The organism is Bradyrhizobium sp. AZCC 1719 (genome assembly GCF_036924525.1).
GTDB lineage: Bacteria > Pseudomonadota > Alphaproteobacteria > Rhizobiales > Xanthobacteraceae > Bradyrhizobium.
The window spans coordinates 3,488,383-3,500,387 of the sequence record NZ_JAZHRU010000001.1; the positions used below are offsets into that span (position 1 = coordinate 3,488,383).

Annotated in this window: 11 protein-coding genes and 1 tRNA gene; 4 read left to right on the forward strand and 8 right to left on the reverse strand. The window is 60.9% G+C overall.

Going from position 1 to position 12,005, the window contains the following annotated elements:
• Window positions 1–12: 12 nt before the first annotated feature.
• Window positions 13–1,794 (reverse strand): acyl-CoA dehydrogenase, encoded by a 1,782-nt coding sequence (locus tag V1292_RS16355; protein ID WP_334373751.1) that lies wholly within the window; start codon window positions 1,792–1,794, stop codon window positions 13–15.
• A 271-nt stretch (window positions 1,795–2,065) separates the two neighbouring features.
• On the opposite strand from V1292_RS16355, the gene V1292_RS16360 reads away from it, so the two are divergent.
• Window positions 2,066–2,140, forward strand: a tRNA-Gln gene (locus V1292_RS16360).
• A gap of 164 nt (window positions 2,141–2,304) precedes the next feature.
• Here V1292_RS16360 and V1292_RS16365 read toward each other — a convergent pair.
• The 4 genes from V1292_RS16365 to V1292_RS16380 form a co-directional block, all read right to left on the reverse strand.
• Window positions 2,305–3,282 (reverse strand): Bug family tripartite tricarboxylate transporter substrate binding protein, encoded by a 978-nt coding sequence (locus tag V1292_RS16365; RefSeq protein ID WP_334373752.1) that lies wholly within the window; start codon window positions 3,280–3,282, stop codon window positions 2,305–2,307.
• Between the two features lie 472 nt (window positions 3,283–3,754).
• Complete coding sequence (locus V1292_RS16370) at window positions 3,755–4,534, reverse strand: SDR family oxidoreductase (RefSeq protein ID WP_334373753.1); 780 nt, start codon at window positions 4,532–4,534, stop codon at window positions 3,755–3,757.
• Window positions 4,535–4,640: 106 nt separating this feature from the next.
• Window positions 4,641–5,903, reverse strand: coding sequence for a beta-ketoacyl-ACP synthase II (fabF, locus tag V1292_RS16375; protein WP_334373754.1), 1,263 nt, complete (start codon window positions 5,901–5,903; stop codon window positions 4,641–4,643).
• A 174-nt stretch (window positions 5,904–6,077) separates the two neighbouring features.
• Window positions 6,078–6,890, reverse strand: coding sequence for an oxidoreductase (locus V1292_RS16380; RefSeq protein ID WP_334373755.1), 813 nt, complete (start codon window positions 6,888–6,890; stop codon window positions 6,078–6,080).
• Between the two features lie 97 nt (window positions 6,891–6,987).
• Here V1292_RS16380 and V1292_RS16385 point away from each other — a divergent pair, with 97 nt between their 5' ends.
• From V1292_RS16385 to V1292_RS16395, 3 genes are all read left to right on the forward strand, one after another.
• On the forward strand, window positions 6,988–7,578 hold the full coding sequence (locus V1292_RS16385) for a TetR/AcrR family transcriptional regulator (protein WP_334373756.1): 591 nt from the start codon (window positions 6,988–6,990) through the stop codon (window positions 7,576–7,578).
• Between the two features lie 128 nt (window positions 7,579–7,706).
• A complete protein-coding gene (locus V1292_RS16390; RefSeq protein ID WP_334373757.1) occupies window positions 7,707–8,744 on the forward strand; it encodes an alpha/beta hydrolase family protein in 1,038 nt (345 codons plus the stop codon).
• A gap of 240 nt (window positions 8,745–8,984) precedes the next feature.
• Window positions 8,985–9,422 (forward strand): winged helix-turn-helix transcriptional regulator, encoded by a 438-nt coding sequence (locus V1292_RS16395; protein ID WP_334373758.1) that lies wholly within the window; start codon window positions 8,985–8,987, stop codon window positions 9,420–9,422.
• 12 nt (window positions 9,423–9,434) lie between these two features.
• Here the strand turns inward: V1292_RS16395 and V1292_RS16400 are convergent, their stop codons facing one another.
• The 3 genes from V1292_RS16400 to V1292_RS16410 all read right to left on the reverse strand — a co-directional run bounded on the left by V1292_RS16400 (window position 9,435) and on the right by V1292_RS16410 (window position 11,999).
• Window positions 9,435–10,418: an NAD(P)H-binding protein gene (locus tag V1292_RS16400; RefSeq protein WP_334373759.1), complete on the reverse strand. Its 984-nt coding sequence runs from the start codon at window positions 10,416–10,418 to the stop codon at window positions 9,435–9,437.
• 100 nt (window positions 10,419–10,518) lie between these two features.
• Complete coding sequence (locus V1292_RS16405; protein ID WP_334373760.1) at window positions 10,519–11,418, reverse strand: alpha/beta fold hydrolase; 900 nt, start codon at window positions 11,416–11,418, stop codon at window positions 10,519–10,521.
• 140 nt (window positions 11,419–11,558) lie between these two features.
• Window positions 11,559–11,999 carry a hypothetical protein gene (locus V1292_RS16410; RefSeq protein ID WP_334373761.1) on the reverse strand — a complete coding sequence of 147 codons (441 nt, stop codon included), beginning with the start codon at window positions 11,997–11,999 and terminating at the stop codon, window positions 11,559–11,561.
• Between the last annotated feature and the right edge of the window lie 6 nt (window positions 12,000–12,005).

Below are 12,005 nucleotides of genomic sequence, written 5' to 3' on the forward strand. Positions count from 1 at the left end.
TCCGACAAAGGCTTATCCCAGCAGTGCCGCATCCGCGCCGTTCACGGCATCGGCACTGTCGGTCACCGTCTTTTCCAGCGAGCCCGCCTGCACGGTAATATTCTCGGCAAAGAACCGCGCGACCGTCACGTAGCGCTGCGGATCGCCGGCATCGCCATGGCTCTTCGCGGCCAGCGCTTCGCCGGCCAGCATGCAGCCGCCGAGCGTCGAGCCGAACAGGCGCAGGTAGGGCGTGGCGCCGGCGAGCGCATCGTTCGGCGCAGACGCCACGCGCTCCAGGAGCCACTTGCTGGCGCGCTCGAGCGAGCCGAGCGCTTCGCGCAGCTTTGCGCCGGTCGTACCGAAAGCGGGATCGTTCGAGATTTCGACCTGCTTGACGATGCCGCCGAGTTCGTCGAGCAGCGCCCACACCGATGCGCCGCCATTCGCGGCGAGTTTTCGCGTCACGAGGTCGATCGACTGGATGCCGTTGGTGCCCTCGTAGATGGAGGTGATGCGCGCGTCGCGATAATGCTGCGCGGCGCCGGTTTCCTCGATGAAGCCCATGCCGCCATGAATCTGCACGCCGAGATACGTCACCTCGTTGCCGATGTCGGTGGAGAATGCCTTTGCGATCGGCGTCAGCAGCGCGCCGCGCGAGGCCGCATCGGCGCGCACCTTCGGGTCCTTGGCGCGGGCGGCGATATCGAGCGCCACCGCCGTCGCGTAACAGATCGAGCGCGCCGCGGCCGTCATGCTGCGCATCTGCAACAGCATGCGCTTGACGTCGGGATGCACGATGATCGGATCGAGCCCGTGGCCCTTCTTGCCGATCGCGCGGCCCTGCTTGCGTTCTTGCGCAAAGGCCAGCGCCTGCTGATAGGCGCGGTCGGCAATGCCGACGCCTTCGAGGCCGACGCCGAGGCGGGCCTGGTTCATCATCGTGAACATGCATTGCATGCCCTTGTTTTCCTCACCGATCAGGTAGCCGATGGCGCCGCCATGATCGCCCATCGTCATGGTGCAGGTGGGGGAGGCGTGCATGCCGAGCTTGTGCTCGACGCCGGACGGATAGATGTCGTTGCGATCCCCGAGCGAGCCGTCGGCATTGACGAGGAACTTCGGAATCAAAAACAGCGAGATCCCCTTGGTGCCCGCGGGCGCATCGGGCAGGCGCGCCAGCACGAAATGCACGATGTTGTCGGTCATGTCGTGGTCGCCATAGGTGATGAAGATTTTGCTGCCCTTGATGCGGTAGGTGCCGTCGCCGGCGCGTTCGGCACGGGTGCGCAGTGCGCCGACGTCGGAGCCGGCCTGCGGCTCGGTGAGCTGCATGGTGCCGGTCCATTCGCCGGAGACGAGTTTTTGCAGATAGATCTTTTTCAGCTCCTCGCTGCCATGGGCGTCGAGCGCCTCGATCGCCGAGAGCGTGAGCAGCGGGCAGAGGCCGAAAGCGATGTTCGACGCGCTCCAGATTTCGGTGCAGGCGGCGTTGATGGCAAGCGGCAAGCCCTGGCCGCCAAACGCTTCCGGGCCCGATACCGCGTTCCACCCGGCGGCGGCCCAGCGCTGATAGGCATCGGGCCAGCCCGGCGCGGTCGTCACCTTGTTGTCCGCAAGCTTGATGCCGTGCTCGTCGCCCACCCGGTTCAGCGGCGCCAGCACGTCGCCTGCGAATTTGCCGGCTTCTTCCAGCACGGCGGCGGCGATCTCGGCGTCGAAATCGCCGTAATGGCCGGCCTTCACGGCCGCCTGCAGGCCTGCACCGTGGTTGAGCGCGAGCAGGATGTCGGAGATCGGCGCGCGGTAAGTCATGACGAAAATCTCGCTTTTTGGCTAATGAGCTGCCGCCGTCTTCCCACGAAACCGGGGTTCTCTCAACTCTCCACCGGGCGGTATTCTCCCGGCCCGGGCAGCGGAAACCGGCGGCGGACGGTCCATATATAAAGGCTCACGCCGCCGCGGGGCGGATTCGGGTGAAATTCGAGATTTCAGCCTGTTGAAATGGCTGAAGTCCCTCTATAGACCGTCGTTGTCCGAACCAATTCGCGCGGGGGCATCCCCGGCGCTTTCGGCCTCGGCCTGTTGGGGCGTAGCCAAGCGGTAAGGCAGCGGATTTTGATTCCGCCATTCGGAGGTTCGATCCCTCCCGCCCCAGCCAGCACCCAAGCTGCTGGGTTCGTTATGTAACCAACTCTATTCCCGTTCAGATTTTTTGGGAAATCAGACAACGCGCGCGACTGGCGCCGTCCTGCAGTTCGCCCAGCGGTTAGCCTCCGGGTTCGAGTCACGCTCCCGCCACCAAATCTGCGGTTGTCCGGCGACTCAGGGCACCTTGATCCCGGCACGCTCGATCACACGTGCGTACCCTGCGCGCTCCTTGGCGAGCGCCTCGGCGTAGGCCGCACCGGGCAGTTCAGTCTGGAGTACACCAAACTTTTCGAGTGCGGTGCGGACTTCGGGGATCTTGCCGACCGCGACAAGCTCTTCAATGAGCTTCTTCACGATGTCGGGCGGCATGTTGGCGGGGCCGACCCAGCCGAATGCCGGCATCAGTTCGAAGCCCGGTAGGGTCGCGGCTGTCGGCTCGATCTCCTTGGCAAGCGGATAGGGCCCAAGCGACGTGATCGAGACGGCACGTAGCGAGCCGGCTTTCACCTGCTCGTATGCCACGGCGAAGTTGTCGCAGGCGAGCTTGATCTGACCACCAATCAGATCCTGGATGCTGAGGTTCGATGCGCGGTAGGTGACGGGCGTCATCTTGAGCCCCGCGGCGTCCTCGAGCATCGCGCCGCAGATATGCTGCGTCGTGCCGGCGCCAGATGTCGCATACGGCGTCTCCGGGTTCGCCTTCAGCCAGGCGATCAGCTCTGCCATGGTTTTGGCCGGGACGGACGGATTGACGAGCCAGATGTTCGGCTGCGCTGCCATGCCATAGAGATAGGTGAAGTCTTTCTCGACGTTGTAGGGGATCTTGTCCTTGATCAGTATAGGGTTGATGGCGATTCCACCGGAGGTTGCTACCGCAACGGTGTAACCGTCCGGCGCGGCGCGCGTCATCGCGTGCAGGCCGTTGACCCCGCCCGCACCGGGCCTGTTCTCGACGATGAACTGCTGGCCGAGCCGCTTTGTCAGTTGTTCTGCAAAAATGCGCGCCATGACGTCCGTGTTGCCGCCGGCGGCGAACGGCACGATGACCGTCACGGGCCTCGATGGCCACTTTTCTTGCGCCGTCGCAGCGCCACCAAGCAAGCCGAACGTCACGGCTACCAAGGCGAGTCTTGTGAGAATACGGGACGTCATTTCGTTCTCCGGTCTCTGACGATTGCTTCCTTATTTGGAAACGACTGCCAAGCTGTTTGAAATTGCTAGAGGGCGTCTTTTAGCTTTTTTCCAAATGCACCTTGAAATCGTTGAATAATCAAGCGGATTTTGATTCCGCCATTCGGAGGTTCGATCCCTCCCGCCCCAGCCAGCGCTTAAGCTGCTGAGTTCGTTATGCAAGCAGCTCTATTTCCCGCCAGATTTTGGGGAGCGTTATGAAATGGAGATTCTGAAGCTCGGTCCAGAATCGAACTAAGCGGCGTCGCGCATCACATCGACCATATTGGCTTATCTCCGTGGCTTTCATCCCAACATATACTGCGGAGGCTACTCGGGTAGGCCTATTACGCGCTCATCGTAGAATAGGGTATTACGGCGAACAAATCGGACAACCAGTCGAAAACCGGGCCGACAATTCCGGGTGACGATACAGGCGCGCCGGCGATACCAGTCACCATTTCTCGACCCACGGCCGGAGCACGACTTCGAACGCCCACGTCGACCGATGCTGGCGATGCAGTTGCAGATAGGTTTCGGCGATACGGTCGGGGTCGGCCATGTTGTCGTCGACAGTCGTTCCTGCCAGCCGGTGCGCCCGGGTCCCGTCCTCCTGAGTCCAGCCGATCGCGGCGTCGATCGGCACGTTCGCGACGTGGATACCCTGCGGCATCAGTTCTCTTGCCATACTCTGCGCGAGTCCCGACTTGGCATGGCATGCCATCGCAAAGGCGCCGCTTGATGGGAAGCCTTTGAGCGCTGCGCTGGCGTTCGTGAAGATGATCGTTCCCTTCGCCCCGTTGGCGTCGAGTTTGTTTCCGAGCATGAGCCTGGCTGCCTGTTGCCCTACCAGAAACGCGCTGAACGCCGCATTTCGAAGTGTTTCAAGCGCCATGATCGGGTCGGCTTCGATAACGCTTTTGCGGAAAATGCCGGGGACCCGGCCATCGATGTTATGCACGACAAGCCTTGGTGTCCCAAAGTCCTGCACGACATTCTTGAACAACTGCTCCACGGCCGCCGGTTCGCTCGCATCGCAAGCGAATCGATGCACCCCATGCATCTTTTCGAGTTTCGCGAGGACCGCTTTTTCGGGATTCCTGGCTGCCACAGCAACACGCATACCGTTCTTCGCGAACAGCCTCGCGCAACTCGAGCTGATGCCCGGTCCGCCACCGACAATGAGTGCAACTTCCTGGACGGAAGGTTGGGCTTCGCGCTTGGACTGAGTCATGTCGCTTACTCGCATGCGTGTTGGAGCTGGCAAAGAGCGGACCGTTCTGGCCCCCTCCCAAGAGCAGGAAGGTCGGCAGTGACTTGCCAATGTTGGACAGGCTTGATCATTGCCAACGTCGAAAGATGACGCTGGCGTTGACGCCCCCGAAGCCGAATCCATTCGAAATCGCATGGTCCATCGTCATGCGCCTGGCCTCACGGGACACGAGGTCGACGCCTTCCGCGGCCGGGTCGCCATTTTCGAGATTGAGGGTGGGCGGCGCGATCTGGTCCCGTAGTGCGAGGATCGTGAAGATCGCTTCCGCTCCCCCGGCTGCGCCGAGCAGATGACCAGTCGCCGATTTGGTCGCGCTTACGGCAATTTTTCCGTCGCGGCCGAACACGGATTTGATCGCTTCCAGTTCGGAAAGGTCGCCAACCGGCGTCGAAGTGGAATGGGCGTTGAGATGCTGGATATCTGCGGGCTTAAGGCCGGCCTGCCGCAAGGCGCCTTCCATAGCGCGGCGCGCGCCGTCGCCGTCCTCGGGTCCTGACGTGATGTGGTAGGCATCAGCAGTCGTACCATAGCCGGCGATTTCGGCGATCGGTTGGGCGCCCCGCCGGAGCGCGTGTTCCAATTCTTCAATCACGAGGATACCAGCACCTTCGCCCATGACGAAGCCATCGCGGTCGCGGTCGAAGGGGCGGGACGCGCGCGCTGGCGTGTCATTGAAGCCGGTCGAAAGGGCCCGGGCGGCGGCGAAGCCGCCGAGGCTCACGAGATCGATGCAGGCTTCCGAGCCTCCGCAGATTGCAACGTCCGCTTCTCCGGAGCGGATCAGGCGCGCGGCATCGCCGATTGCCTGCACGCTCGCGGCGCAGGCGGTGACCGGCGTACCGATGGGACCCTTGAAGCCATAGCGGATGGAGATATGACCGGCCGCGAGATTGGCGAGAAAGGACGGTACGGTGAAGGGCGAGAGGCGCTTGACCCCGCGCTGATCGGTGGTGCGAACCGCCTCGACGATCGCCGGAAAGCCTCCGATGCCCGATGCGATCACGGTCGCCGTTCGCTCTAGCGAGTGTGCGTCGGAAGGAGTCCAAGCTGCCTCCGCAATGGCCTCGGCCGTGGCGACAAGTGCGAACAGGATGAAGCGATCCATCCGTCGCTGATCCTTGGGAGGAACAACCAGATCCGGATCGAAGCCTCCATCCGGATCGTCGGCCTTTGTCGGCACGATTCCAGCGACCCGCGCGGGAAGGGCAACCGCCCATTCGGGTAGGGCAGCCAGCCCGGAACGGGCCGCGAGCAGGCGGGACCATGCCAACTCACTGCCGCAACCCAGCGGTGATACCAATCCCAACCCTGTAACGACGACGCGACGCATGATGAGATTACCTTTTTGAGTTATCCCTGACACCTCGTCGTCCGTCGGGCGCAAGGTTGGCTCTTAACAGCAATTGAGGCCTTGCCCGTCGACACGAAGTCGCAAGCGCCGGACCGAACACCGCGCTACAAACGGCGCAAAGGGAACGTCCGGGATCGGCCTGGGCCAGTCCAGTTACGCCGGTAACCCCATCTGCTTGCGAAGGCTCTTGTCAAACATCCGTTCGGGGACAAAACGGCGAAGTACGCTCACCTGACGCGCAATCTTGCCGCAGGTGTATCGCCGACGAGGCGATGCCGTAGTCGCGGCTTCAACGACTCGCTCGGCAACTACCTGGGGATCGTCGGCTGTCTTCATGACCTCGTGCATGAGCGTGCTGGTCCGCGTTCGCGCCGAGACGTAAGCGTCTAAGGTCCGATCCGGAAGCACCATGTTCTGTTCGAACGAAGTGCGGGTATACGCGGGCTCAAGCAAGCAAACTCGAATGCCGAAGGTTCGCACCTCATGGTCGAGAGACTCCGAATAGCCTTCGAGAGCATGCTTCGTGGAGGAGTAGAGGGCCGAGAATGGGGCAGGTATCAAGCCAAGGACCGAGCTTATATTGACGATCCGTCCCGCCTTTTGATTTCGCATGATCGGAAGAACCGCATTGGTCGTGCGGATCACTCCGAAAAGGTTCACGTCGAACAACGCTTGAGCTTGATCAACCGAAGATTCTTCGGCTCCGGCGAGCAGGCCCATCCCCGCGTTGTTCACGAGAACGTCGATCCTGCCCGTCGTATCGAGAACCTTGCCGACGGCTGCCTTCACAGACGCGTCGTCTGTCACATCGCAGGTGACCATCGTAATCCCCTCGAGGGTGCTCGCGACGGCGCGCCGGCTGGTGCCGAACACGCGGAATCCAGCTTGGTGCAGCGCCTTTGCGGAGGCCTGCCCGATTCCTGTAGCAGCCCCGGTCACAATCGCCACTTTTCCGTCTCGTCGCATAAAAGCCTCCTCAATGCGATTGATCAGCTATTGGATTAAGATATAAATATCACATGATAAGAATCATACAACAGGCTATTCGCTTGGAGGATCCGGTATGCGGTATGCCAAAGGGCACAAAGATCACTCCCATGAGCGCATCCTGAAGGCCGCGGCCAAGAGGTTCCGGCGGCAAGGCATCGCCGCCACGGGAATGACCGGGGTTATGGCCGAGGCAGGGCTGACGAATGGTGGATTCTACTCTCACTTCCGCTCAAGGAACGATCTGGTCCGGGAGGGGCTGGAACGTGCACTCAATGAGCAACCGCATCAACTGGCCGAAGCTGATGCCGCCGCTGGCGAGCTCCGTGAGCTGATCCGTTATTACCTGTCCTCGGAGCATCGCGACCGCCCGGAGACTGGATGCGCCTCCGCAGCACTGCTTCCCGAGATCGGCCGTCAGCCGCGCTCCACCCGGAAGGTTTACACTGCTCGGATGCGCGAGTTCTTCGAACAATTAGCTCGGCGGCTACCGCAGAATAGTTCTAGCTATCCTTCTCATGATGCGGCGATCGGAATTTTCGCCGTACTTGTCGGAGCGCTTCAGCTCTCGCGCGCGGTTGAAGACCGCTCGATGTCCGATGCGATACTTGCGGCCGGCATTCGTGCGGCAAACACGCTCGCAGATACGGCAGAAGAGAAACTATAGCGAATCATCCAAGCCAATTGCATCGAATACTAAGTCGCTCTGATCTCAATGTTCTGAAAATCGCAATGAGCTCTAATGTGGGGCATGGGGCATATTGGCCCGGAAGAGACGACTGGTCCGCGGAGTTCATGCGGCTTCTAGCGTCTGCCCAGGAGGGCGGTTCGACCGTTGCCGAATGTTATCTGGTGGCAGGCCGTATCGGGACTGGCGATAACTACGTATGGCACCGTGAATGGACACGGTTAGCTGATGCGAACAACGATCGAGGCGACGCCGCCCTTGCCAAGGGCAATCGCCTGACTGCACGAAGCAACTGGCTACGCGCCATCAACTATCATCTGGCTGCCGCCTTTCCGTTCGAGCCCCCCGACGGAAGGCGGCGAGCGTCCGTCGCTGCAATGCGCGAATGCGCGCGCAAGTGGCTCGATAGCGGGTCTACTGAAACCGTCACTTTCCCTTGGCTGAAGGATTATCCCTTGCAGGGTTATCTGCTGTCGCCCCGCGTGGCAAATGAGCCGCTGGCGACCATCATTTGCATCGGCGAACCCGGTCACTGCAAGGAGGAATATCTCTTCAAGCTTGCCCGCTACGCCAGTGATCGCGGCCTGGCCATGTTAGCGCTGGATTTGTTAGGGCAAGGCAACGGTGATCGGCTGGCGGAGGTGGCTGACCATCCGCTTCTGGAATCGGCGATCTCGCGCGCGGTGGATTATCTTTCGGGACGTGATGATGTCGACATCCAACGGATCGCTGTTCTCGCCGACGGATGGGGATCCTCCTTCGCGGCGCGGGGCGTCGCAGGCGACTCGCGCATTGCGGCAGCCGCCTGCGACGGCGGTATCTGGGATCTCCATGAGCGAGCATTTCTTGCCGGCCGCAAGACGGGACCCAATATCGGCAGTTTGCCTCATCCAAGCGAAAGTCGAATAGCGCGCAATATCGAGTGTCCAATACTTATCACAATAGGCGAACGGGGGTGGCTCGAGGCCGACCGCGTGCGCCAGATGGTGGATCAATTAAGACGCGTCGGTCACGATGCCGTCCTCAAGGTGTTCCCGGAGGAGGAAACGGCAGCAGCCCAAGGACACGCAGATAACCCGACGCTGGCCAACGAGTTTATTTTCGATTGGCTTTCAGCGCGCTTGGGCTCGCAAGCGGCGACGTAGGCGCAAGAAACGAACGAGCGGGCGAGCGTAGCGGTCCGCGGTTCCTTCGACGCGCTATCGACGGCAGGATCTCGTGCGGCCATCTGGCAAGTTCCAAATCAGAATGAGCCCCGGCCCAAACCGGCGATCAGAAGTTTAGCGTTCGAAGATAAGGCGAGGGGAGTTCCAATTCAGATTATATTGACTATATGTCTGCAAGTCAGTGGGCCGCGTGTTGCGGCAAGCTAGTTTGAGCCCGGAATGGCAAAGAAGAAAAGTCTTGATGCGTCTTGTCCTGTAGCGCGAACGCTCGATATTGTGGGCGCGCGCTGGACGTTGCTGATTGTCCGTGACCTTCTCCCAGGCACCATGCGATTTCAGGACCTTCAAGAACGTCTGCCCGGCATGGCGCCCAATGTCCTTTCTGATCGTCTAAAAACACTTGAGGCACACGGCCTTGTACGTCGCGAATTCTACAGCGACCATCCCCCGCGAGCCGCCTATACCCTTACCGACCGTGGCCGTGAGCTCGGCGTTATCGTTCTGGCTCTTGGCCGATGGGGCATGCGGCATCTCGGCGGTAGGTTGAATCGTGGTCTCCAGCACGACGAGGCTTTCCGGCACCTGCAACAAGCAGCCGACGCTATCGCCCGCCGGCCGGTTCAGCGGGCAAAATCCGGTGCCAAAGCCGTTTCCTGAACTGTCGCATGATCATGCGGCCTCCAGCGCTTTGCGAACGCGCGGATTTCGTCCGAGGGCCCATCGGACGACCTTGGGAGCACGCCCAAGTAAGCTTTCAAGCTTATCGTTGACAACATCATAACGTCCACCTGCGACCAGGCGGGTGATGGTTCCCAGGTGGTCTGCAATATGCGGACTGCGAGACGCGATGGCACTATTGATATACGTCTCGATCCAGGCATCCAGGTCTTGGGGCACATACGAGATACGTCGTCCCAGCGCAGCGCCGTAATCCTCGGCAAACCCATGCATGTCCTTCAACTCCGGTCCGGTGAGCTCATACGACCTCGATATATGCGCCGAGGGATCGATCAGGACCTTCGTACAAACCTCCGCAACATCATAAGCGGCGATTGGCGCGATCTTCTGCGTGCCAAAAGGCAGGTGGAGTTCGCCCGCACCAAGCAACTGCTTTAGCGGAAACCAGGAAAGGATCGGATTCTCGACGAACATGGTCGCCCGGATATTGACGACCGGCAGGCCGGACCACTTTAGCGCCTGCTCCGATGCCCAATGGGCTCTCTGTTGCGGTGACCATTCGGCAACAAGTCCCCCAAGCCATTCGAGACGCGCCTCGTAGGCGCCGGTCATTTTATCGAACGTCATGTAGGACTGCTCGAACTCCGAAATGTTCACGAAGACCTCAATGTCCCCTTGCGCGCGCGCAGCGGCGGCCATCAAGATGCTCGCGTCGGTATAGTAGGGGTTCAAACTCATGCTGAAGTAGATCCGGCGACAACCCTTCAGGGCGGCGGCGACATCGGCGACGTTGAGTAGATCTCCGACGAATACTTCGGCTCCGATCTGTCGAAGCGCCTCCGCCCGATCGTCGTCTCGCCTCACGAAGGCACGCACCGGATATCGCTGCTCCAGTAGCATGTTGATCATCGTCTTGCCTACGGAGCCGACTTCGCCGCCGGCTCCAGTGATCAAAATGGGATTCCGTTTCGACATCGAAGCGTCCTTTTCGGCTGGGCGACAGGGTGGGTGTTCGTTGAAGCGAAGCCGGTTCGCGCCATCGAGGTACGGGCGACCGTTCGCTCTCAGAGACCGCTCAGCATTTCAGGAAGCGCAAGACGTGGCTCAGCACTGCATCGGGTTGTTCAAGATGCAGGAAATGACCGACGCCAGGCATCACGACGCGCTCGAATCCCTTCGTGAACGCCGCTTCCATGCTTTCGCTAAGCTGCGCGGACATGCAGCCGTCGTCCTCCCCATGCAGATAGAGCGACGGGACAGCAATCGGACCGCTCGCGCGGGCTTCAAGGGCCAGGGCTGCCGGGTCAGACGGCGGCGTGAACAACTGCCGGTAATAGGCCAGGGTCTGGGTCAGGACTCCGGGTTGGCCAAACGTCTCGTTGAGCGCGGAACGGTCCGCAGGCGGCAGCACGTACCCCGGCGACCATTCTCGCCAGAGCCGGTCGAGGAATGCAAAGTCGTTGAGCTGAACAGCCGTTTCCGCCAGGCGAGTCTGGAAGAAGAACATATACCAGCTTCGCCGCTGTTGATCGCCATCGGCGACGAATGCTGTCGTCAGTCCCTTTCCATAGGGGACTGCCAACCCGACAAGCTTGCGGACGCGGGCCGCATCGAGGCTTGCCGCGGCGTAGACTGCGCGCGCTCCGAAGTCATGGCCGATGAGATCAGCCTGCTCGGCCCCCAGCGCTTCAATGAGTGCTAATACGTCCTGCCCGGTCGCCAAGGCGCGGTAGGATCCGTCGGGTGCGGCGCCGCCGACCCAATATCCTCGCAGCGCCGGCGCGACGGCCCAATACCCTTCCTGCGCGAGACGATCCAGGAAGTGAACCCAGCTCTGTGCATGATCCGGAAAGCCGTGCAAGCATAGCACGAGGGGACCGCTCCCCGCTTCAAGGATCGGGAAATCGAGCCCGTTGGCGCGGACCGTCCGCTTGCGGATATGGTCCAGTAAAGGCGGCGCGGGGCTGTCCAGCATGGTTACACGATCCTCGTTATCCCTACTTGGATGATGATAATCATTCAACTTAGGAGAAAAAGACGGCAATGCCGGATTTGCCAATTCAATCATGAATAAGGGCGGCGCCGAGTTGGCGAGCTGTGCACGCCGTCTTCGTCCTAGGCAAGCAAACGAGGGTCCATATCCCTGGCGGCGCAGTTGCGAACAAGCTTCATCAGATGGAATACGCTACGAGTTCTGACGCCAAGCGGGGAGTTGAAGGATAATTGCGATGGGTGGATTGACGAGCGTCCGACCGTCAGGGCGCTGCCGCAGGCCTCATGAAGATTGCCGTTGCCAGGGAAATCGATCGATCCCTCGCGGTTGCCGCCGAGGTCGGCCTGCCTGAGCAATAGAAGTCCTGCGAGATCGGCGCTGCCGACCCCAAAGCCAAGCAGGGCGGATATGCACGCAGGAAGACCGCAGGCGGGCGGCATGCGCGATTGCTCGCGACTGGATGGGTGCATGGCGATCGGTCCCTGTTCGAATCCACCGCTGAATAACCGTTCTTCAACGTTGTATTTTGCGGCACGATAGTCTCGTGGTGCAATCGCATCCAATCGCGC

Coding starts and splice junctions, on each gene's coding strand:
- V1292_RS16385 (WP_334373756.1), top strand. CDS start 6,988: ATGCGGTATGCCAAAGGGCACAAAGATCACTCCCATGAGCGCATCCTG.
- V1292_RS16400 (WP_334373759.1), bottom strand. CDS start 10,418: ATGTCGAAACGGAATCCCATTTTGATCACTGGAGCCGGCGGCGAAGTC.
- V1292_RS16405 (WP_334373760.1), bottom strand. CDS start 11,418: ATGCTGGACAGCCCCGCGCCGCCTTTACTGGACCATATCCGCAAGCGG.
- V1292_RS16370 (WP_334373753.1), bottom strand. CDS start 4,534: ATGACTCAGTCCAAGCGCGAAGCCCAACCTTCCGTCCAGGAAGTTGCA.
- V1292_RS16365 (WP_334373752.1), bottom strand. CDS start 3,282: ATGACGTCCCGTATTCTCACAAGACTCGCCTTGGTAGCCGTGACGTTC.
- V1292_RS16390 (WP_334373757.1), top strand. CDS start 7,707: ATGCGGCTTCTAGCGTCTGCCCAGGAGGGCGGTTCGACCGTTGCCGAA.
- V1292_RS16355 (WP_334373751.1), bottom strand. CDS start 1,794: ATGACTTACCGCGCGCCGATCTCCGACATCCTGCTCGCGCTCAACCAC.
- V1292_RS16395 (WP_334373758.1), top strand. CDS start 8,985: ATGGCAAAGAAGAAAAGTCTTGATGCGTCTTGTCCTGTAGCGCGAACG.
- fabF (WP_334373754.1), bottom strand. CDS start 5,903: ATGCGTCGCGTCGTCGTTACAGGGTTGGGATTGGTATCACCGCTGGGT.
- V1292_RS16380 (WP_334373755.1), bottom strand. CDS start 6,890: ATGCGACGAGACGGAAAAGTGGCGATTGTGACCGGGGCTGCTACAGGA.